The 23,026-nt window shown below is 40.2% G+C and carries 22 protein-coding genes; 19 read left to right on the top strand and 3 right to left on the bottom strand.

The window, feature by feature from the left end; genetic code table 11:
• Positions 1-18 precede the first annotated feature (18 nt).
• The 14 genes from ubiE to GSQ84_RS08450 all read left to right on the top strand — a co-directional run bounded on the left by ubiE (position 19) and on the right by GSQ84_RS08450 (position 13,856).
• A complete protein-coding gene (gene ubiE / locus GSQ84_RS08515; protein ID WP_158796815.1) occupies positions 19-753 on the top strand; it encodes a bifunctional demethylmenaquinone methyltransferase/2-methoxy-6-polyprenyl-1,4-benzoquinol methylase UbiE in 735 nt (244 codons plus the stop codon).
• 11 nt (positions 754-764) lie between these two features.
• A complete protein-coding gene (locus GSQ84_RS08510; RefSeq protein ID WP_158796814.1) occupies positions 765-1,514 on the top strand; it encodes an outer membrane beta-barrel protein in 750 nt (249 codons plus the stop codon).
• Between the two features lie 58 nt (positions 1,515-1,572).
• Positions 1,573-2,328 (top strand): SDR family oxidoreductase, encoded by a 756-nt coding sequence (locus GSQ84_RS08505; RefSeq protein ID WP_158796813.1) that lies wholly within the window; start codon positions 1,573-1,575, stop codon positions 2,326-2,328.
• Positions 2,329-2,342: 14 nt separating this feature from the next.
• Positions 2,343-2,789, top strand: coding sequence for a GatB/YqeY domain-containing protein (locus tag GSQ84_RS08500; protein WP_158796812.1), 447 nt, complete (start codon positions 2,343-2,345; stop codon positions 2,787-2,789).
• 143 nt (positions 2,790-2,932) lie between these two features.
• A complete protein-coding gene (locus GSQ84_RS08495) occupies positions 2,933-3,697 on the top strand; it encodes an alpha/beta fold hydrolase (protein ID WP_158796811.1) in 765 nt (254 codons plus the stop codon).
• Positions 3,697-4,359 (top strand): CBS domain-containing protein, encoded by a 663-nt coding sequence (locus tag GSQ84_RS08490; protein WP_158796810.1) that lies wholly within the window; start codon positions 3,697-3,699, stop codon positions 4,357-4,359. Before GSQ84_RS08495 ends, GSQ84_RS08490 begins: the two co-directional genes overlap by 1 nt.
• 9 nt (positions 4,360-4,368) lie before the next feature.
• Positions 4,369-5,250 (top strand): NAD kinase, encoded by an 882-nt coding sequence (locus GSQ84_RS08485; RefSeq protein ID WP_158796809.1) that lies wholly within the window; start codon positions 4,369-4,371, stop codon positions 5,248-5,250.
• A gap of 2 nt (positions 5,251-5,252) precedes the next feature.
• On the top strand, positions 5,253-6,047 hold the full coding sequence (locus GSQ84_RS08480; protein WP_158796808.1) for a DUF6089 family protein: 795 nt from the start codon (positions 5,253-5,255) through the stop codon (positions 6,045-6,047).
• 275 nt (positions 6,048-6,322) lie between these two features.
• The gene (locus GSQ84_RS08475; RefSeq protein ID WP_158796807.1) at positions 6,323-7,063 is read left to right on the top strand and encodes an isoprenyl transferase; all 741 of its coding nucleotides are present in this window, start codon (positions 6,323-6,325) and stop codon (positions 7,061-7,063) included.
• Between the two features lie 63 nt (positions 7,064-7,126).
• On the top strand, positions 7,127-9,715 hold the full coding sequence (gene bamA, locus GSQ84_RS08470) for an outer membrane protein assembly factor BamA (protein WP_254070807.1): 2,589 nt from the start codon (positions 7,127-7,129) through the stop codon (positions 9,713-9,715).
• A gap of 7 nt (positions 9,716-9,722) precedes the next feature.
• Positions 9,723-10,256: an OmpH family outer membrane protein gene (locus GSQ84_RS08465; protein ID WP_158796806.1), complete on the top strand. Its 534-nt coding sequence runs from the start codon at positions 9,723-9,725 to the stop codon at positions 10,254-10,256.
• 39 nt (positions 10,257-10,295) lie between these two features.
• Positions 10,296-10,883: an OmpH family outer membrane protein gene (locus GSQ84_RS08460; protein WP_158796805.1), complete on the top strand. Its 588-nt coding sequence runs from the start codon at positions 10,296-10,298 to the stop codon at positions 10,881-10,883.
• 59 nt (positions 10,884-10,942) lie between these two features.
• A complete protein-coding gene (murI, locus tag GSQ84_RS08455) occupies positions 10,943-11,773 on the top strand; it encodes a glutamate racemase (RefSeq protein WP_158796804.1) in 831 nt (276 codons plus the stop codon).
• Positions 11,774-11,954: 181 nt separating this feature from the next.
• Positions 11,955-13,856 (top strand): class II glutamine amidotransferase, encoded by a 1,902-nt coding sequence (locus GSQ84_RS08450; protein WP_158796803.1) that lies wholly within the window; start codon positions 11,955-11,957, stop codon positions 13,854-13,856.
• Positions 13,857-13,939: 83 nt separating this feature from the next.
• Here the strand turns inward: GSQ84_RS08450 and GSQ84_RS08445 are convergent, their stop codons facing one another.
• On the bottom strand, positions 13,940-14,566 hold the full coding sequence (locus tag GSQ84_RS08445; RefSeq protein WP_158796802.1) for a LysE family translocator: 627 nt from the start codon (positions 14,564-14,566) through the stop codon (positions 13,940-13,942).
• A 150-nt stretch (positions 14,567-14,716) separates the two neighbouring features.
• Here GSQ84_RS08445 and GSQ84_RS08440 point away from each other — a divergent pair, with 150 nt between their 5' ends.
• The 5 genes from GSQ84_RS08440 to GSQ84_RS08420 are packed head-to-tail and all read left to right on the top strand — an operon-like array spanning position 14,717 to position 20,668.
• Positions 14,717-16,324, top strand: a complete 1,608-nt coding sequence (locus GSQ84_RS08440; protein WP_158796801.1) for an MFS transporter — start codon at positions 14,717-14,719, stop codon at positions 16,322-16,324.
• Positions 16,325-16,328: 4 nt separating this feature from the next.
• Positions 16,329-16,781 carry a dCMP deaminase family protein gene (locus tag GSQ84_RS08435; RefSeq protein WP_158796800.1) on the top strand — a complete coding sequence of 151 codons (453 nt, stop codon included), beginning with the start codon at positions 16,329-16,331 and terminating at the stop codon, positions 16,779-16,781.
• Positions 16,782-16,789: 8 nt separating this feature from the next.
• On the top strand, positions 16,790-18,319 hold the full coding sequence (guaA, locus tag GSQ84_RS08430) for a glutamine-hydrolyzing GMP synthase (protein ID WP_158796799.1): 1,530 nt from the start codon (positions 16,790-16,792) through the stop codon (positions 18,317-18,319).
• Entirely contained in the window at positions 18,276-19,508 is a 1,233-nt protein-coding gene (locus GSQ84_RS08425; protein ID WP_158796798.1) for an ABC transporter substrate-binding protein, read from the top strand. The genes guaA and GSQ84_RS08425 overlap by 44 nt, the downstream gene beginning before the upstream one ends.
• Positions 19,505-20,668: an RsmB/NOP family class I SAM-dependent RNA methyltransferase gene (locus GSQ84_RS08420; RefSeq protein ID WP_158796797.1), complete on the top strand. Its 1,164-nt coding sequence runs from the start codon at positions 19,505-19,507 to the stop codon at positions 20,666-20,668. The genes GSQ84_RS08425 and GSQ84_RS08420 overlap by 4 nt, the downstream gene beginning before the upstream one ends.
• Before the next feature lie 58 nt (positions 20,669-20,726).
• Here GSQ84_RS08420 and GSQ84_RS08415 read toward each other — a convergent pair whose 3' ends face one another.
• Complete coding sequence (locus GSQ84_RS08415; RefSeq protein ID WP_158796796.1) at positions 20,727-21,293, bottom strand: MarC family protein; 567 nt, start codon at positions 21,291-21,293, stop codon at positions 20,727-20,729.
• A 96-nt stretch (positions 21,294-21,389) separates the two neighbouring features.
• Entirely contained in the window at positions 21,390-22,904 is a 1,515-nt protein-coding gene (locus tag GSQ84_RS08410; protein WP_158796795.1) for an amino acid permease, read from the bottom strand.
• Positions 22,905-23,026 lie beyond the last annotated feature (122 nt).

Genomic DNA, 23,026 nt, shown 5'->3' with positions numbered 1-23,026 from the left:
TTATCTTTGCCGCTTACCATGAACGAAAAAATAACTCCGTACCATTCTGAAAGCCTAACCAAAAAGGAACAAGTGGCCACTATGTTTAATAACATATCGGGCACTTACGACTTTCTGAATCATTTTCTTTCCGCAGGAATAGATATTATATGGCGTAAAAAGGCAATCAGGGAATTATCTGCGTTAAAACCACGTGTGATTCTCGATGTGGCTACCGGCACAGGCGACTTTGCTTTTGAGGCGATTAAGATCCTGCATCCTGAAAAGATTGTCGGTGTAGATATATCGGTAGGCATGCTGGATGTAGCCCGTAAAAAAATAGCAGAACGCAATTTGCAGCATGTATTTAGCGTGCAGACGGGAGATTCTGAAGGATTGCACTTTGAGGATAATCATTTTGATGCGATTACCGTTGCTTTTGGAGTGAGGAATTATGAAAACCTGGAAAAAGGATTGGCAGATATGCTGCGGGTATTAAAACCGGGTGGAAAGATCGTTATCCTTGAATTTTCCAAACCAACAGTTTTTCCGGTAAAACAATCTTATAATTTTTATTTTAAGTACCTTTTACCAGTATTTGGTAAGCTGTTCTCCAAAGATGCCAGGGCCTATACCTATTTAAATGAATCTGTAATCGCTTTCCCTGATGGGAAATCATTCACTCAGTTAATGGATAAGGTAGGTTATCAGCAAGCTAAACACCGGTCGCTGACTTTCGGGATCAGTGCCATTTATACAGGTATTAAAGAGTAGCAGAATTATTTATGAGGATAAAAATAAGCCTGATGGTGATCTTATTGTTAACATTTGCTTCCGCCAGGGCCCAAAACTGGGGCGGTGGGGTAGATGATGAAAATATCCATTTTGGCTTTGCTTTCCAGTCAGTTAGTTCTCTATATAAGGTACAGAAGAAATCTAACTGGAGGGAACGCTTCAGGGACCCTCAAACCAAACAGCCGCTTACAGACTCTTTGTCTTCCTTATATGGTAAATCTTCTTCCGGTTACGGGATAGGTTTTGTGGTGAACGGCAGGATCAGTAACCATGTGGATATCCGCTTAACGCCTACGCTGATCTTCACGAATAATTTAATGGAGTATGATTATACACAGCCGACTGCGGTTGGCATGCCATTTAGCACCACAGAGCAAAAAGTTGCGGCTTCCATGGCAGAGTTTCCTTTAAGCATTAAAATCAAATCAGACAGGAGGAATAACTTCAGGGCCTATATGTTATATGGAGTAAAGTATTCTGCGGATGTGAGCTCTAAGAAAAAAACAGACGATTCTGACCAGGATTATTTATATAAATACCTGAAAAACGATAGGAGTTATTTGTCTTATGAAGCGGGGATTGGGATGGACCTTTATTTTGAATACTTTAAAATGTCTCCAGAAATTAAGTATTCCCATACTTTTAGCAGTATTCTAAATAATAGCGAATCAAATCCCTACAATACCCCGATTGATAAGCTTGGATTACGTCATGTAACATTCAGTTTATTCTTTGAATGATGTGCCACTGTTAAAAAATCATAGCTTTGGCGATATAGCTGATAAAAACATATAACCTATGAAGACTGCATTGATTACAGGAGCAACTTCAGGAATTGGTGAAGCTTGTGCACATTTGTTTGCGCAGCAGGGTTACCGCCTGATACTGGTTGCCAGAAGACAGGATAAACTGGAAAAAATAGCGAAACACTTTGCTGATAAATATGCCGTAGAGATTAAAACTCTGATTGCAGACGTTAGGGATAAAGCAGTTTTATCAACCGTATTGGAAGTTTTGCCCGAAGAATGGAAAGCCGTTGACGTGTTAATCAACAATGCAGGACTGAGCCAGGGTCTTGAGCCTATCGATAAAGGGGATACCGACGACTGGGATACCATGATCGATACCAATGTAAAAGGATTGCTTTATGTAACCAAAATAGTTTCTAACTGGATGATCAAGCATCAAAAAGGACATATTATCAATATTGGCTCTATAGCGGGTAAAGAAGTATATCCTAATGGTAGTGTATATTGTGCGTCAAAACATGCAGTTGATGCACTGAATAAAGGAATGCGTTTGGATTTGCTGCCACACGGAATTAAGGTTACTGCAATTAACCCGGGGATGGTAGAAACAGAATTTTCTGTAGTCCGTTTTAAAGGAGATGAAGAGAAAGCGAAAAAAGTATATGATGGATTTGACCCTTTGCAGGCAATTGATATTGCTGATGCGATCTGGTTTGCAGTAAGCCGTCCCGCTCATGTAAATATCAACGATATGTTAATTATGCCAACCGCGCAGGCTTCTGCAGGTCTGGTCAACAGAAAATAAAAAAATACAACATTATGATTTCAACAACGATTGATCAGGAAATAAAAAAAGCAATGTTAGCTAAAGATCAGGCACAATTAAGAGGCCTGCGTGCAATAAAAGCTGCTTTATTACTGGCCAGGACAGAAAAAGGATCTTCGGAAGAAATGACGGAAGAGACTGAATTGAAGATTCTGCAACGATTGGTTAAACAAAGAAGAGAGTCTGCTGATATCTATAAACAACAAGGCAGGGAAGATCTTTCTGTGATTGAAGATGAAGAGATCGAAGTAATCAGCCGGTTTATGCCGGCACAGTTAGGAAGGGAAGAACTGGAAGGTTTAATTGCTAACCTGATCAAAACATCGGGCGCTACTTCTGCAAAGGATATGGGTAAAGTAATGGGCCTTGCCAATAAAGAGCTGGCGGGAAAAGCAGATGGTAAACTGATCGCTGAAATTGTAAAAAGTCAATTGGCATAAATTGTGTTACTAACTTTTTTTAAAACTTTATTTTTAAAATTAACAGTTTATTTTGTTTAAAATTAACTTTAGCCGTTAACTTAGTAGCTGATCCTTATCATTTATTGGTTTGGAGAGAACCAAAATCAAATAATTATATATACATGAAATACGAGGTAATAGAAGAGGATGGGTTTAATTATATAGAAGCCGGTGCAGGCGAAACCCTGGTATTACTTCATGGTTTGATGGGAGAACTGAGCAACTGGGAACCTGCAATTGATCATTTTAAGCAAAATTACCATGTTTTTGTACCGATCTTACCTATATACGAACTACCCCTGCTAACACTGGGCGTAAAAAGCCTGGCCAAATATGTTCATAAATTTATAAAATTTAAAAAGCTGGGCCAGGTTGTGCTGATTGGTAATTCCCTGGGCGGACATGTTGGTCTGGTGATTACCGCCGGACACCAGGAAAGTGTAAAAGCATTGGTATTAACCGGTAGTTCGGGATTATATGAAAATGCTTTTGGCGGTTCTTTTCCAAGAAGGGAAAGTTATGATTACATTCGTGAGAAGGTTGAATTTACTTTTTATGATCCGGCAATAGCGACAAAAGAACTGGTAGATGAAGTTTACAAATCTGTTAATGATCGTTCAAGAGTAATTCGTATTTTAGCATTAGCAAAATCGGCCATACGACATAACATGGCCAAAGAGCTTTCTAAAATAACGATTCCTGTTTCACTGATCTGGGGTAAACAAGATAAAGTAACACCTCCGGAAGTAGCTGAAGAATTTCATCAGCTGCTGCCCAATTCAGAGTTGAACTGGGTAGATAAATGCGGCCATGCACCGATGATGGAACAGCCGGAAATTTTTAACACCTATCTGAGTACTTTTTTAGATAGAATTTTACTGAAATAATGTTTGCATCTGAACTCATATCCAACGCCATCCACCCTCTGCATAATGCGGATACGGTGCAGACTGCACTGGATAGATTGGCTGAGTTCAAGTTATATCACCTGCCTATTGTTAACGACTCCCAGTTTCTGGGTATCATCAATGAAGATGAATTGCAGCAGGTGAGACATCCGGAGGAAGCAATCGGCAGCCTTTCGTTAACGATTATCAATGCCTTTGTTTACGAAGATGTACACGTTTATGATGTAATCAAGCTGTTTCACCAGCTGCATCTTTCTATTGTGCCCGTACTCGATTATAAAAAAAACTACCTTGGTGTAATTTCTGTACATAACTTACTGGATTATACCTCAGAAATATACGCTGTTAAAGAACCCGGAGGAATTATCGTCCTGGAAATTAACAATAGAAATAACTCTTTGTCACATATGGCACAGATCGTAGAAGCAGACAATGCACAAATACTATCTTCCTATGTACAAACCTTCCAGGATTCTACACGCATAGAAGTAACCCTTAAGATCAATAAAACTGAGCTTTCCGGGATCATATCTTCATTTGAGCGATATGATTATCAGGTTAAAGCTGTTTTTAACAGTACCAGAGCTGATGACGGAACAGAAGACAGATACAATTCATTGATGAATTATTTAAATGTATAAACCCTTCTAATGAAGATTGCAATATACGGCAGAGAATTTAATAACAGTGTTCTACCTTTTGTTCAAGATGTTTTCGATGCCCTGCAGTACGATGGAATAGAAACCCTGGTACATCATGAATACAATACTTTTATCCAGGATAAAGTAAAACTGCCCCCAAATCTTAAAACTTTTTCTAACTCGAAGGAACTTTGCAACAATGCAGATGTACTGATCAGTTTAGGTGGTGATGGCACCTTGCTGGATACACTTGCCCTGGTAAGGGATTCGGGGGTTCCCGTTATCGGAATTAACTTTGGCCGCCTGGGCTTTTTAGCCAGCATCAATAAAAACGAAATCAAAAATGCGATCCAGGCATTGATCAATCATGAGTATACCCTGGATAAAAGAACATTGCTGAATGTAGAATCCAAGCATAATCTTTTCGGCGACGAAAATTTTGCACTCAATGATATCACCATTCACAGACGCGACAATACGGCCATGATGATCATTCATGCCTATATGAATGATGAATTTATCAATTCATACTGGGCCGATGGATTGATCATTGCTACCCCAACCGGATCCACTGCTTATTCCTTAAGCTGCGGGGGACCGATCATTTTTCCCAGTGCGCAGAACTTTGTCATTACCCCAATTGCCCCTCATAACCTCAATGTAAGACCGGTAATCATTCCTGATGATGTTTCACTCAGGTTTGAAGTAGAAGCCAGAAGTGCAAAATTTCTGGTATCTTGTGATTCGAGAACGGCAACTGTTGACCGCTCGGTTAAAATAACAATTAACAAAGCGGCTTTTCACGTCAATCTGGTTCGTTTAAATAATGAAAGTTATTTGACTACCCTGAGAAACAAACTGCTGTGGGGCATTGACACGCGTAATTATTAAGAATGGGCATTAAAAAGATACTTTCTGTTGTTTTATTTTTCCTGTTGCCCTGGGCTGCTCTGGCACAAACCACAGAAGTAGGTGTCAATGTGGGTGCTTCGGGATATATGGGTGATTTGAACACCAGCAATCCCTTTGACTTTAGTGGTGCAGCCTTTGGGGCTTACGTAAAGAAAAACCTTAATCCTTACTGGGGAGTGGGAATTTACTATGAGCATGGCAGGGTAAAAGCAAATGATGCAACGTCTTCAGATGCCAGCTTCAGAAGCCGGAACCTTAACTTTACTACCCCGCTAAACGAACTGAGCCTCCAGGTAGATTTTAATTTCCTTGATTATTTTGCCGGTGGCGGGACTAAAAATTTCACCCCCTATATATTTACCGGAGTAGGAGGGGTGCTGTTTAATCCAAAGGCTACTTACCAGAACCAGGAATATGAGCTGCGTTATTACCATACAGAAGGTGTAAATTATAAGAACTATGCAATGAGTATTCCTTATGGTGTAGGGATGAAATACAGGATCAGTGACCACCTGGGTTTATTTACCCAAATGGGATACCGTACTGCATTTACAGATTACCTGGATGATGTAGGGGATAAATACCCTGTGGTGAGTGTTTATGGAAAAGTGGATGCAGCCCACCCTCAGGAGATTAATCTTTCAGATCCATCCCAGCTGCTCCATACCCATAATCCGGGAGGCCAGAGAGGTGATTACAATAAACATGATACTTACTTTTTTCTCCATGTAGGAATTTCCTATACCTTTCTGTCGGATAAATGTTATGCTTTTTAATTCGCCAGGCGATTAAAAACTAATCTTCCTTTCTTTACTGCATCAATTTTTGGCAGAAATAAACAAATATCTTATAACTTTGAAATCTACTTTTGGGAGTGGTATAACTAACAATTTGATTAGCAAATTATTAAAAACCTGCCTTTACAAAGCTGATCAGGTGAAAAATGGGTGAACTAATGAAGATTTGAGGACTAAAAAAATTGATAAGTAATTTGAAAATCAATTTTGTTTCTTCTGATTGTTAGACATTTTAGCCATATTTGCACAATTATATGGGATTTAAAGAACAGATCGATACTAGCCGCTTGCCAGAACACATCGCTATTATAATGGATGGTAATGGAAGATGGGCTAAAAATCAGGGCAAATTCAGGTCTTTCGGGCATGAAAGCGGGGTGTTATCCATAAAGGATGTAGTAGAAGGCTGCTCTGATATTGGAATTAAATACCTGACTATTTATGCTTTTTCAACGGAAAACTGGAACAGGCCCATTGATGAAGTCAATGCGTTGATGGAATTATTAATTTCAACCATTAATGCGGAGATCGCTACCTTGCATAAACATAATATCAGGCTCAATGCCATAGGCGATATCGCTTCCTTACCTCAGAAATGTATTGACGACCTTAAGTTTGCGATGGAAGACACCGCAAAAAATAACACTTGTACTTTAACGCTGGCCTTAAGTTATAGCGCTAAATGGGAGATCCTGGAAGCCGCAAGGAAACTGGCGTTGCTGGTAAAAGAAGACAAAATGAAGATCGAAGAGATCAATGAAACAGTTTTTTCTTCTCAGTTAACTACCGTAAATATGCCCGACCCCGAACTGATGATCCGCACCAGCGGAGAGCACCGGGTAAGCAATTTCCTGTTGTGGCAAATGGCCTATAGTGAACTATATTTCACCGAAGTTTTATGGCCCGACTTCAGAAAAGAGGACCTTTTTGAAGCTATTGTAGACTACCAAAAGCGCGAACGCCGCTTCGGTAAAATTAGTGAACAGTTGAACTAATTTTACTTTTAACACTTTTTAACATGTGTTTAAATTAACTTAGCAACGTTTTTTAGATTGTAAATGAAAAGAATATACCAACTCATATTATTGTTATTGGTCGGCTTACCGACAATGGCACAGGTTACCCGTCCAAAGTCAAATCCAGCCACCCCAAGCCTAAAAGTAGCCGGTACGGATTTAGATTATTTTCAACCTAAAGAATATATCATAGGAGGAACAACTTTAAGTGGTGCTAAGTTCATCGATAAAGAGGTAATTATTACACTTTCCAAATTAATTAAAGGAGAAAGGATTTTACTTCCTGGTGAAGCTACCGGCGCCGCTATTAAAACACTCTGGGCGCAAGGTTTGTTTGATGATGTTGAATTAAATATCGCCAAGGTAGATCAGGATACGGTTTACTTTGATATCAGGGTGCAGGAACGTCCGCGTTTAAGCTCATTCGAATTGAACGGATTGAGCAAGTCGCAGAAAACCGACATCACCGAAAAACTGAATTCGAAATCAGGAAAAACGATCATTAATGAAAATACCTACAACAGTACAACGGGTATCATTAATAAATACCTGGCAGAAAAAGGTTATTTTTTTACTAAAATCGATTACAAAACAAAACCCGATCCAAACATGGAGAACGGGGTTGTGCTGCAGATATTTATTGACCGCGGTCCAAAAGTAAAGGTTCATCAGATCGAGTTTACAGGTAATAAAGCTTTCAGCGCTAAACAGCTGCGCAAGTTCCTGAAGAAAACCCATCAGCAGGCTTTCTATAAAGTATTTGGTTCAGGAAAATACAGTAAAGAAAAATTCAATACAGATAAAGAGACACTGGTTTCTAAAATGCAGGCCAAAGGTTACCGTGATGCGGCGATCATTAAAGACACCACTTACAGGTACAATGAAAAATCTGTTGGTATCAAGATCGAAGTATATGAAGGCCCTAAATATTATATCGGAAATATTACCTGGTCTGGAAATGCAAAATATGCAACCAAAGATTTAAGCCGGGTACTCTCTCTTGAAAAAGGACAGGTTTTCAGTGAAGAGAAACTGAATACTAAACTTCACGGTGAAGGCGGCGAAAGTGATGACGTGTCCAGCGTTTACCTGAATGATGGTTACCTTACTTTTAACGTGGAGCCTGTTCAGACAAGAATTTACAATGACACAGTAGACCTGGAGATCAGGATCTATGAAGGACCTCAGTATACCAACAACAGGATTACCGTTAAAGGTAATACGATTACAAACGACAGGGTGGTATTACGTGATGTACGTACAAGACCTGGAGACAAATTCTCCAAAGCAGATTTGGTACGTACCGTACGTGAAATTGGTCAGATGGGAAATTTCGAAGAATCAAAAACTGTTCCTACACCAAAACCTAACCCTTCAGATGGTACGGTTGATATCGAGTATGCAGTAGAAGAAAAACCTTCAGATCAGGTTGAATTATCAGGTGGTTTTGGTGGTGGTAGTGTAATCGGTACACTGGGACTTACCTTTAACAACTTCTCTTTAAGAAACCTGTTAAACCCTAAAGCTTACAAACCGCTTCCTAAAGGTGACGGACAAAAATTAAGTTTACGTGGTCAGACAAATGCCAAGTACTATCAATCTTACAGTTTCTCTTTCACTGAGCCATGGCTGGGCGGTAAGAAACCATTAAGTTTTGGTTTAAGTGCCTACACTTCCCTTTCAACAAACGGAGGCGTTACAGATGCTACCGGTACTGTTGTTAACCCAACTTCAACAGCTTACCAGAAAATACGTCTGAATGGTTTAACTGTAAGTTTGGGAAGAAAATTAAACTGGCCGGATAACTACTTCCAGTTAACCCATGCGATCAACTTAAATCAGTACATCCTGAATAACTATCCGGGTTACTTATTTACAACAGGTACATCTTATAACTTTAACTTATCTCAGGAACTGAGCAGGGACTCCAGGAACTCACCTATTTTCCCTACAGAAGGATCTTATTTTAAATTTACTATACAGGCAACACCTCCTTATTCATTATTTAACAATACCAATTACGCCACTGCATCTGATAAACAACATTATGAGTTTACAGAGTACCACAAATGGAAATTTGAGGGACAATGGTTCCAGAGGTTGGCAGGTAAATTCGTGATCAAGGCTCAGGCACAGTTCGGTTTCTTAGGATCGTATAACAAAGCTGTTGGTCAGTCTGCTTTTGAAAGGTTTAAACTGGGTGGTGATGGTATGACCTCATACGATTATCTGCAGGGATCTGAGTTGATCACACAACGTGGTTATGCCAACAACGTAGTTATTCCACAGTCGGCTACTACACAGGCACAGATTGCAGTTGCTGAAAACTCAGGTAGTCCGATTTTCAGTAAATATGTAATGGAAGTAAGGTATCCTGTGATCGCAAGTCAGCAGGCTACTGCCTACCTGATCGGCTTTGCTGAGGGTGGTAATACATGGAATTCATTCTCTGAATATAATCCTTTTAACATTAGAAGGTCTGCAGGTATTGGAGCTAGAATATTTTTACCGATATTTGGAATGTTGGGTATCGATTACGGACATGCATTTGATAAAATTCCGGGAGTTAGTGACGGGGGTAAACAATCATTTACATTTAGTATCGCTCAGCAATTGGGTGGATTTAATTAATACAAAAATGAAAAAAGTTATTTTAATTGGTTTTTTAGTAATATTTGCAGGATTTGGAGCGTTTGCTCAGAAGTTCGCTTATGTGGATACAGAATATATTCTTAAACATTTACCAGAATATAAGTCTTCGCAGAATCAAATGAATGTGTTGTCTGAACAATGGCAGAAACAGGCAGATGCCAACTTTGCTGATATTGATAAAATGTACAAAGCTTACCAGGCAGATCAGGTTTTATTAACTGATGATATGCGCAAGCGCCGTGAAAATGATATCATTGAAAAGGAAAAAGCCGCGAAAGAATTTCAGCGTCAGAAATTTGGTCCTGATGGAGAGCTTTTCCAAACCCGTAGCAAATTGCTGAAACCTATACAGGATAAAGTTACTGCAGCGATTGCAGATCTTGCAAAAAGTAAATTCCTGGACTTTATCTTTGATAAAAGCAGTGAATCTACGATGATGATTTACTCCAGTAGCAATTATGACCTGAGTAATGACGTTATCATTAAATTAGGTTACAAACCCGGTTCAGTAGCTAAATAAAGACACACATAGATAAATTAAAAAAAAAGAACAATAGAAATGAGAAAGTTAATTAACGTATTTTTTGTAGCAGCTGGCTTAGTGTTTACTGCTAACGTTGCGAGTGCCCAGCAAAAAATTGCACACCTGGATTCTGAAGCTATCTTTTCAAGCATGCCTGAAGCAAAAACTGCTACTGCTACTTTAGAAGCCTTAAAAAATCAGAAACAAGCTGAAATCGAAAAAATGAAAACTGAGTATCAGACCAAATATGATGCTGCAGTTGCTAAAAACAAGACTTTAAGTGAAGCCAATAAAGAAACAGTGACTAAAGAACTGCAGGTAATGAGCGGTGAATTAGAAGATATGCAAAAACGTATTGGTGAAGCAACTCAAAAAGCTCAGCAAGACCTGGCTACTAAACAAGGTGAATTGTTAGCTCCTTTGAACACTAAATTCGTTACAGCAGTTAAATCTGTTGCTAGAGAACAAGGATTCGCTTACATATTTGATATCTCTGCACAACAAGGTGCAAACAACCTGTTAGCATGGGAAGGTGGTGACGACGTTACTGCTGCCGTGAAAACTAAATTAGGTATCTCTGGAACAGTTGCTGCTGCTCCTGCCGCTGCTGCAAAGAAAAAATAGTTATAAAAAAATATTAAATTGCGGAATCAGATATAAATCTGGTTCCGTTTTTTTTTGTCATGAATACTACAAAGTCTATAGGCGTTTTTGATTCTGGTTATGGAGGATTAACTGTTTTTAAATCCATCGCTGCCAAACTGCCTGATTACAATTATATCTATATGGGCGACAATGCCCGTTCGCCCTATGGCGATCATTCTTTTGAAACCGTTTATCAGTACACCCTCGAATGTGTAGAGTGGTTATTTGCACAGGGTTGCCCGCTGGTGATCCTGGCCTGTAATACGGCTTCTGCAAAAGCCCTGCGTAACATTCAGCAAAAAGTACTTCCTGTTAAATATCCTGATTACAGGGTGCTTGGCGTGATCAGGCCTACGGCCGAAGTGATTGGCTCCTTTACCGAATCAAATACCATAGGGGTGATGGGTACCAGAGGGACGGTAAATTCTGAATCCTATCCCATAGAGATCCACCATTTTTATCCTGAACTGGAGGTGGTGCAGCAAAGCTGCCCTTTATGGGTACCCCTAATTGAAAACAATGAACATATTCATGAGGGAGCAGATTATTTTGTAAAGAAATACACGGATGAATTATTAGCTAAATCCCCGGCTATTGATACCATCCTTTTAGCCTGCACCCACTACCCGCTGCTGATTCCTAAAATTGCGGCTGTAGTGCCCGAAGGATTTAAGCTGGTTGCCCAGGGTGATATTGTTGCGGATAGCCTGGCCGATTATTTAACCCGTCATCCTGAAATTGAAAGCCAGCTGGGCAAAGCCTCCGAAAAGAAGTTTTATACTTCTGGAGACGAGCAGGTGTTTGATAAAAATGCATCCATTTTTTTTGATGAAAAGATTGTTTCTGCAAGGGTGAATTTAAAAATATAATATCAATTACCGTTTTAGCTGAGCTTTTTAGCGGGATAATCGAACTTAATTTCTTGCTCAGCAGGGCATTAAAGAGCTTTCAAGTAGATGTTTTAACATTAAGTCAGCCCAATGAAAGATTCTAATTCTTTCTAGGTTCATACTGTTATTAACTCTAAATTTGCGGCTCAAACCCCAAACAATGAGTGACTCGATAAAACATGAATGTGGAATTGCCTTTATCCGCCTTTTAAAACCGCTCTCATTCTATCAAAAAAAATACGGTACAGCACTTTACGGATTGAATAAGCTGTATCTTTTGATGGAGAAACAACACAACAGAGGACAGGATGGTGCAGGGATTGCGACAATCAAATTAGATGTAAAACCAGGCCACCGCTACATCAGCCGTTACCGTTCAATGGCACAAAATGCCGTTGCAGATATCTTCGGTTACGTTCACAACAAATTTGTAGACATCCAGAATGAAACACCTGAACTAATGCAGGATGCTGAATGGCTAAAACAAAACGTAAGTTTCATTGGTGAAGTTTTGTTAGGACACCTTCGTTATGGTACCCACGGACAAAACAGTATCGAAAACTGTCACCCTTTTCTTCGTCAGAACAACTGGATGACACGTAACCTGGTAATTGCAGGTAACTTCAACATGACCAATGTAGATGAATTACTGGAGCAATTGTATGAATTGGGACAGCATCCCAAAGAACAGGCTGATACAGTAACCGTATTGGAAAAAATCGGTCACTTCCTGGATGATGAAAATCAGGAACTGTTTGATACCTACAAAAAAGAGGGACTCTCAAATGTCGAGATTACCCATAAAATATCAGAAAATTTAAATATTGCCCATATCCTTCGCCGTTCGGCCAAAACATGGGATGGCGGTTACGCTATTTCAGGAATTGTAGGAAATGGTGATGCCTTCATCCTGCGTGATCCTTCAGGTATCCGCCCGGCTTATTTTTACCAGGATGACGAGATCGTAGTGGCTGCTTCAGAGCGCCCTGCTATCCAGACTGCATTTAATATTCCTTTTGGTTCTGTTCAGGAAATTAAACCCGGACATGCCTTAATCGTTAAAAAAGACGGAACGGTAACTCAGGAAGAATTCAGGGAGCCTCAGGAAAAAAGGGCATGTTCATTTGAGCGTATCTATTTCTCCCGTGGCAGTGACGCCGAAGTATATAAAGAAAGAAAAGAACTGGGTAACTTACTGATTGATCAGATCCTGACTGCCGTTAAATCAGATTTGAAAAATACAGTATTCTCTTTTATTCCGAATACAGCCGAGATCTCCTTTTACGGACTGGTAGAAGGCTTACACAAACACATCAGGAAGATCCAGAAGGATACGCTGATTGAACGCAAAGAGAGTCTTACAGACGCTGAAATGGATGAGTTGTTGTCTATGACTCCCCGTGTAGAGAAACTGGCTATTAAAGACGTAAAACTACGGACCTTTATTACCGCTGATGCCGATCGTAAAGAAATGGTTGCCCACGTATATGATACTACTTATGGTATTATCAACAATGATGTGGATACACTGGTTGCGATCGACGATTCTATTGTTAGGGGAACAACCCTGAGACAGAGTATCATTAAGATCATCGACAGGCTGCACCCTAAAAAAATTATTATTGTTTCCTCTGCGCCGCAGATCCGTTATCCGGATTGTTACGGTATTGACATGTCTAAAATGGGACAGTTTGTTGCTTTTGAAGCGGCCATTCAGCTGCTAAAACAACGTGGTATGGAACATATTATTGAAGAAGTATACCAGAAATGTAAAGCTTCTTTACTATTGCCTAAAGAACAAATTGTTAACCATGTAAAAGATATATACAGGCCTTTTAAACAGGAAGAGATATCTGCACAGATCGCTAAGATCATCACTCCTGAAGAAACAATAGCTGAAGTAGAAGTAATCTATCAGACCTTAGATAACCTGCATGTGGCTATTCCTAATCATTTGGGAGACTGGTATTTTTCAGGTAACTATCCTACTCCCGGTGGAAATAAAGTAGTGAACAAAGCGTTTGTAAACTGGAAAGAAGGAAACAATCAAAGAGCTTATTAATTAAACAAGCAATAATAAGAGAAAGGCCGGTGCAGCAATGTAACGGCCTTTGTTATGTCTTAAATTATTCAGAGCAATATCTATTACTTGTGATATTTAATGATTACTTCTATAAACAGGCGTAAAGCAAAGATAATGATCACTGCACCTGCAATGCGGTTGAGTGTCCTGATGTTTTTTTCCTTGATACGGTACCTCAGCTTGGCTGCGTAATAAGTTTTAATGAAGTCGACGAATAACTGGGTGCACATGGCAACGGCAAAGAAGACTACCTTTTCTGCCATTTCGTAATGCAGCTGTCCGGATACGATCCCTCCAACCATGATCCAAAACATTAAGGTAGTAGGGGATAACAGGCACATTAAAAAACCCTTAATGATATAACCGGCCCGCCGCACTTTGAGAATTTCAGAAGTCTCGTAATTTACTTTTACCTTATTGATCAGGTAATATAATCCCACCCCAAGGAGAAATAAACCTCCAACGATACCTATATATAGATTATAATTCGCGTTGTAATCCACAAACTGTGAACTAAAGATCGTAAGGCTGATAAAAATCATATCGCTTAGAACAACCCCTATAGCCAAAGAAAAACCAGCTTTAAAGCCTTTTTCTATACTGGTTTTGATCATAGAAAAGAAAACCGGGCCTGTTAAAAACGAAAACAAAATACCAGCACCAATCCCTTGTAATATTGCTTCAATCATTCAACTCACATATATTTGTCGCTAATATCCGATTTTAATTATAACTAGCTCTATTTTTTTTGCTTCATTTATTGTGTACACTAAACGTTTTAACAAACAGTTTATTTTATTTAAGTTTATCCCCTGTAAACAAAAGGACTTTCAAATTATATGGAAAAACAAACACAAAAAAATTATGGAACGGCGCTGTATTCATTGATCACCGTTTTCTTTTTCTGGGGATTCGTGGCCGCGTCGAACGGTATCTTTATACCTTTCTGCAAGTCACACTTTCACCTTACACAATTTGAGTCTCAACTGATCGACTTTACTTTTTACGGTGGATATTTCATCGGGTCACTGATTTTGTACTTCGCCTCTCAGGCAAGTAAAGTAGATATCTTAAATAAGATAGGCTATAAAAAAGGTATCATTTCCGGACTGATCATTTCTGCTGCCGGTGCCTTATTGATGGTTCCAGCTGTACATTCGGGATCATTTTTCTTTATTCTGGTAGCTTTCTTTGTGATTGCGCTGGGCTTCTCTCTACAGCAAACGGCTGCACAGCCATTTGTTGCAGCCTTAGGCCCTGCAGAGAGTGGTACACACCGTTTAAACCTTGCAGGTGGTGTAAATAACATTGGAGCTTTAATGGGTCCTGTTATTGTAAGTATCGTGCTTTTTGGCTCTGCCAATGATGCTGTAGCTAAAGTAGTGGATATTGCTTCTGTAACTACGTTATATTACGCACTAGCCGGATTATTCTTACTGGTAGCTATATTTTACAGCGTGATCACTTTACCTAAAGTAACCAGTGACGAAAAAATTGAAGGCAGTCCTAAATCAAACGGACCGATTGTAGTAATGATCCTTGGCTTTTTAATGGTACTGGCGGCAACACCTCTGGGTAAACTGACAGGAATTGCGGAAACAAACTTTGTCTACTCTTCCCTGGTGATTATCATGGGTTCACTGGTTTATGCTTATCTTAAAAAGAAAGACAACCTGAATGAATGGGGTGCAATGCAGTATCCACAACTTATTCTGGGGATGATCGCTCTTTTCGCTTATGTAGGTGTAGAAGTAACCATTCAAAGTAACCTGGGTGCTTTATTAAACCTGAAAGAATTTGGTGGTTTTGCCGAATCGGCGATTAAACCATACATCGCCCTGTATTGGGGAAGTATGATGATTGGACGTTTAACCGGTGCGGTGAGTGTATTTAACCTGACTAAAACCTGGAAAAATATTTTAACTGTAGTTGTGCCTTTTACCTGTTTTGGCGTGGTACTGCTGGTGAACCACTTTACCGGTACTGATGTAGGAAACCTTTACATCTATGGTGTTTGTGTAGCTGTCTTAGTGATCGGATTTTTCCTGGGTCAGGAGAAACCAGCCAAAACACTGGCCATCTTTGCTACACTGGGTGTGATTTGTATGGTAGTTGGTCTGTTAAATACAGGAGAGCTGGCTACACTGGCCTTTATCAGCGGTGGTTTATGCTGCTCTATCATGTGGCCTTCAATCTTTGCCTTGTCTATTACCGGATTGGGTAAATATACCAGTCAGGGTTCATCTTTCCTGATTATGATGATCCTGGGTGGTTCTATCCTGCCTCCGGTACAAGGTAAACTGGCAGATGCTCAAGGTATCCACCACTCTTATATTGTTCCTGCCATTGGTTTTGCTTACCTGATCTTCTTCGCATGGAAAGTAAGTGCGGTATTAAGAAAACAAGGAATTGACGTAGAAGATATAGCCGCAGAAGGCGGTCATTAAAAGAATGAAAGTGAAACCTGGTTTCAATGAAATATACATGAATCTGGCAGTCGACCTGGCTGCCAGATCTCATTGTGTGAGGGCACAGGTAGGTGCTGTACTCACAAAAGACACCCGAATTATTTCTATTGGTTACAACGGCCCTCCTTCAGGTACACATAACTGTGACGAAGAATGGCCTGAAACCGGTTGTGCAAGAGATTCCAGGGGCAGCTGTTCCCTCGCCCTGCATGCGGAAGAAAATGCAATTCTGTATGCTTCCAGGAACGGGTCTAAAATTGAAGGCGGAACATTGTATACTACTTTGTCGCCCTGTATTGCCTGTGCACGATTGATCTTATCGGCAGGAATAAAAGTTGTATTCTTTAGAGACTCCTATGCAGCCTATAAAGGTCTGCCTAGTGATGAAGGCGTGGATTTCTTAAAAAGATTCGGTGTTGAAGTGAATAAATACTAACTTTGGCCATGCTAGAAAAAATCCTCATTATCGATTTTGGATCTCAATTTACACAATTGATAGCCCGCAGGGTACGTGAATTGAATGTTTATTGTGAGATACATCCATTTAATAATATTCCGGAAATTTCCTCAGATGTTAAAGGTATTATCTTTTCAGGTAGCCCTTACTCTGTTCTTCAGGAAGATGCCCCACAAATAGATCTGCCGCTTTTCCATCAAAAGTATCCTGTTCTTGCCGTATGTTACGGTGCTCAATATCTGGCACAGCATTCTGGCGGCCAGGTTCATGCTTCATCCACACGTGAATACGGAAGGGCTAATCTAAACTTTGTTCAATCTGACAATAAGTTATTAAAAAATATAAATTTAGGTTCACAGGTATGGATGTCACATGGTGATACCATTAACGCTGTTCCTGAAAATTTTGAAATCATTGCAAGTACAGACAGTGTAAAAGTTGCCGCTTTCCAGGTGAAAGATTCTTCTACTTATGCCATTCAGTTCCACCCTGAAGTTACCCACAGTACCGATGGAAAACAATTACTGGAAAACTTCCTGGTTGATATCTGCGGATGCAGCCAGAACTGGACTGCCGATGCTTTTGTGGAAACTACCATTGCTGCCTTACAGGAAAAATTAGGAGACGATAAAGTTGTTCTTGGTCTTTCTGGCGGTGTTGATTCGAGTGTTGCCGCAATTTTACTGCACAAGGCTATCGGCACCAATCTTCACTGTATTTTTGTTGATAATGGTTTATTGCGTAAAGATGAGTACGAGCAGGTTTTAGAGCAGTACAAACATCTTGGCTTAAACATTAAAGGCATTGATGCTAAGGATCGCTTTTTAAGTCAGCTGGCTGGCGTTAAAGATCCTGAGCTGAAACGTAAAGCTATCGGCCGTGTGTTCATCGAAGTATTTGATGATGCTGCACATGAAGTACAGGATGTGAAATGGCTTGCACAGGGTACAATTTATCCCGATGTGATCGAGTCTATTTCTGTAAAAGGTCCTTCAGCAACGATAAAATCTCACCATAATGTTGGTGGTTTGCCCGACTTCATGAAGCTTAAAATAGTTGAACCCCTCAATACTTTATTTAAAGATGAAGTGAGAAGGGTAGGTAAATCACTGGGACTGGCGGATTTTATCTTAGGCCGTCATCCTTTCCCTGGTCCGGGATTAGCGATACGTATCCTCGGTGATGTGACCGCAGAAAAAGTAGCTATCCTTCAGGAAGCGGATGCGATTTACATCAATAATTTAAAAGAGGCCGGATTATACGACCAGGTTTGGCAGGCAGGAGCGATATTTCTTCCGGTACAGTCTGTTGGTGTAATGGGCGATGAACGTACTTATGAAAATGTAATTTGCCTTCGTGCAGTAGAGTCTGTTGATGGTATGACTGCCGATTGGTGTCATTTACCTTATCCGGTACTTGCGAAAATTTCTAATGAAATCATCAATAAAGTAAAAGGTATTAACAGAGTTGTTTATGATATTAGTTCAAAACCGCCAGCTACAATTGAGTGGGAATAAATTCCTCTATCTGATATTGGGTTGTTTTTGCCTGGCGGCCTGTTCGCCAAAGGTGAAAACAACTCCATCAGCAAAAAATGCTACCGTAAAGAAGGAAGAAAAACCGGCAGAGGATAATAGAAAGCTTACTGAAGCTGATATATCACTGCTGATTCCCTTTGACCTAAAAAGTGCCAGGATCAAAACAGGCAGCAAAGCCGATCTGGAAAGGTCTGCTATGGCTATTGATTTTTACCAGGGATTTAAAATGGGGGTAGATTCTGCCGCTGCTTTGGGCCTCAGCTTTAAAGTTAAGGTGCTGGATACCCGTGATAATGATGCACAGATAGCTACGCTGCTCAAAGAAGGACAGCTTACGGGCAGCAATTTGATTGTTGGCCCTGTTTTTCCCGAAGGGATGAAAGCCGTTACCGCTTTTTCTATTGCGAATACGATACCTGTAGTGTCTCCGCTGGCAGCCACACATCCTTCAGAGTTTAATAATCCTAACCTGATCTCTGTAGTTAACAATATAGATCTGCATGCGCAAAAAATGGGGGACTATATTACCAATGCCTATAACGAGGAAAAAACGGTAGTAGTGCTGATCAACACCCGCAAGTCCGGAGATGAATTGATGGGGGCACCTATCCGTAAATATTTTCAAAAGGGCAATGGCTCCAGGTTTATTTTTCAGGAATATAGCTCCGTTTTTACTATGGAAACCCATTTGATTCCCGGTAAACAATATGTAGTGCTGGTTTCTTCCTCAGATAAACCTTTTGTGATCGCTACGCTGGACAAGCTGGTGAAAATGAAAAACAGTGGTATTACCATTGATCTGTTTGGTCACCCGAACTGGGGCAAGCAGGACTATAATACCGATAAACTGCAGCTGCTGAACACAAAGGTCACCTCTTCTTACCGGGTGGATTATAAAAGTCAGGCAGTGACCGCATTTATCAGGAAATACCGTCATGATTTCGATTTTGAACCCAGCGAATATTCTTTTAAAGGTTTTGATGAAGGGTTTTATTTTGGTACGATGCTGGCTAAATATGGCAGAGGTTATTTAAAACACCTCACCGAGGAGAAGTATAAAGGCCTGCAAAATTCATTCTCTTTTGTAAAGGACGACCAGTTGGGTTATATCAATACCGAGCTGTTCCTGCTGGAATATAAAAACTATACCCTAAACCCGGTACAATGAAAATAGAACATCAGATCCGTTCCTTTGAGCAGGTCTTTAGCAAGTACGATGGCGTTTTACCGTTACACCGGTTTCTGTTTACTTATTTTAAACAGCATAAAGGCATGGGCTCATCAGACAGGCGCTGGGTGAGCAGGTATCTGTACAGCTATTTCAGGCTTGGTCAGGCTTTAAAAAAAGAAGATCCGCTCATGCGTCTGGCTATTGCAGATTTTCTCTGTAACCAGACAGTTAGTTTGGTAACTGAGCACTATCTGCCGGCATTAAAAGATCAGGTGCTGCTGCCTGTACAGGCTAAGCTGGCGCTGATTGAAACTGCTTTCCCTGAGTTTAAGCTTGCAGATGTTTTTCCTTTTAAAGAAGCCCTTTCTGAGGGGATCAATAACATAGAATTCTTACAATCATTTTTTATACAGCCTGATTTATTTATCCGGATAAAATCCGATGATCATCAGCGGATCTTTGATTTGCTGGTGAAAGCAGAAACCGGGGTTAAAGAAATTACCGACCAGACACTGGCGCTGCCAAATGGGACTAAACTGGAAAATATAATCTCAGAAAATCAATATTATCAGGTTCAGGACCTGTCATCTCAAAAAACAGGCGAATTCTTCCAGCCACAGCCTTATGACTACTGGTGGGACTGTTGTGCTGCTTCGGGAGGAAAGTCTCTTCTGCTGTACGGAATAGAGCCTAAAATCCAGCTCCTGGTGAGCGACCTGAGAGAGAACAGCCTGTTTAACCTGGATGAACGATTTCGGGCAGCAGGATTAAAGAAATATCAGAAGAAAGTACTCGACCTTCAAAAAAATAACGAACAGGACCTGCATGACTATGCCTTTGATGGAATTCTGCTGGATGCCCCTTGTTCGGGATCGGGCACCTGGGGGCGTACACCAGAAATGCTTTATCATTTTGAAGAACATAAGATTGCCTTTTTTAACGGTTTGCAAAAGAGTATAGGCGGCAATGTGGTCCAGTATTTGAAATCAGGTAAACCCCTGATCTATATTACCTGTTCTGTATTTAAGAAAGAAAATGAAGATGTTGTAGCCTATCTGACTGCTAATTTTCCACTTAAACTGGAAAGTATGCAGTCTATTACAGGATACAATGACAAGGCCGATACGATGTTTATCGCCAGGCTAATTAAAGAATAACCCTTAATCGGCTGTTATTATTAATTCAATGACAACAGCTATCCTAATCTGCTTTAATTTATAGACCTGTATTGCTCCTGAACAATTTAATAGCAATAGCCAGCAGGATAATTCCAAAAGCCTTTCTCAACACATTTAAGCCCGACTGGCCGAATAATTTCTCCAGGCGCTCTGTGTTTTTTAGTACGATATAAACGAAAATCATATTGATCAGAATACCTGCTACAATATTCTGAGGGGCATATTCGGTTTTAAGGGATAGTAAAGTGGTCATCGTTCCTGCTCCTGCAATCAGTGGGAAGGCCAAAGGAACAATAGAAACAGTTTCGGGTGCATCTTCGTTAAAAATAGTTAAGCCCAATACCATCTCCATGGCGATAACGAAAATAACAAAGGAACCGGCGATGGCAAAAGATTTCACATCCAGTCCGATAATCTTAAGCAGACTTTCACCGGCAAAAAGGAAAATGATCATCAGTGCCGTGGCTACTAAAGTTGCTTTTTCTGACTCGATGTGTCCTGCCTTGCTGCGCAGCTGGATCACTACGGGGATGGCACCTAAGATATCAATGATAGCAAAGAGCACCATTGAGGTAGAGAGTATTTGGCTGAGATTAAATTCCATGGGAGCTGTTTGATGTAAAGGTAAAAAAATGCTTATAAAAAAAGGCGACTAATTATAGCCGCCTTTTTTTATAAGCATTCAGAACAGCGTTCTTTATTATTTTAGCGTATCCTGATAAGCATTTCTTATCTTACTGTGTTTCTTGCTATAGGCGTAATAGATAACGATACCGATACCCATCCATAATGCTAAACGTCCCCAGCTAATCAATGGTAATGAAGCCATCATCAATACACATACAACAATTCCTAAGATAGGAACTAATGGTACCCATGGTGTACGGAAAGGTCTTTCCAAATCAGGATCTGTTTTCCGAAGGATCAATACACCGATACATACCAGAGAAAAAGCGAATAAAGTACCGATACTAACCATATGTCCTAAATCTGAAACCGGAACAAAACCTGTGAAAAGACTCACGAAAATCATGAACATTAAATTGGTTTTATAAGGAGTTTGATTTTTAGGGTGCAGGTCTGAGAATACTTTAGGCAATAAACCATCTTTACTCATGCTATAAAACACACGGCTCTGTCCCAATAACATCACCAGGATCACTGAAGTATAACCGGCAAGGATAGCTACAATTAAGAATTTATTCAGGAAGGTATAACCCGTATGTGCAAAGGCAGAGGCCACAGGTTTGGCATCACCAGCAAATTTGGCGTAATTTTCCAGACCTGTCATTACATAAGAGAAGAGCACATATAAGATAGTACATACGATCAGTGAACCGATAATGCCAACAGGCATTCCTTTTTGCGGATTTTTAGCTTCCTGCGCAGCAGTACTTACGGCATCAAAACCGATAAAAGCAAAGAACACTACAGCTGCACCGCGAAGAACGCCGCTAATACCGAAATGGCCAAACTCATCACTGGCGAAAAATTCAAAGAAACCTTTCGTTCCAGCTTTTACAGCCTCTTCACCAGCATTTGTAGGGATGAAGGGATGGTGGTTGGCAGGATTGATAAATGCCCATCCAAGCGCTATAAATACCAAAACAACGGCAACTTTTACAATCACCAGAATATTATTTACAGTAGAAGATTCTTCTGTTCCTTTCATTAATAATAAGGATAACAAGCAGATGATTACAATGGCCGGAAGATTAACAATTCCGCCAGCGTTAACCATTTGACCGGCAACTTCTATTTTATCCCAAGGGCCATGTAACAGCGCCGTAGGGAAGTGCATGCCAAATCCTTCAATAAACTCGGAGAAATATTGCGACCAGCTGGCTCCTACGGTAGCGGCACCCAATGCATATTCCAGTACTAAATCCCATCCAATGATCCAGGCCATAAATTCGCCCATGGTGGCATATGAATAAGTGTATGCACTACCTGCAACAGGTATCATGGAAGCAAATTCTGCGTAACATAGTCCGGCGAAACCACAACCAACAGCAGCAATGATAAATGATAAAATTACTGCAGGCCCTGCATTATCAGCCGCTGCTATACCTGTTAGGGAAAATAATCCCGCACCGATGATAGCACCAACGCCCAGGGCAACTAAATTGAAACTGGATAAGGAACGTACTAATGTACCCTCACCACTCTCATTAGCCTCGGCCAGTAATTGTGGAATAGATTTTTTAAATAACATAAGTTAGTTTGATAATTAAGTTTTTATTTTTTTAATTGCGTGAATTCAACTTCAAACCTAATTAAAAAAAAATTAAAAGTAAAAGGGATTTTTTGCGGAAATCCCTTTTATTCAGAACAATG

The organism is Pedobacter sp. L105 (assembly GCF_009765875.1).
GTDB lineage: Bacteria > Bacteroidota > Bacteroidia > Sphingobacteriales > Sphingobacteriaceae > Pedobacter.
Note: the sequence above shows the minus strand (reverse complement) of the source record. Positions and strands in the feature narration are given on the sequence as shown.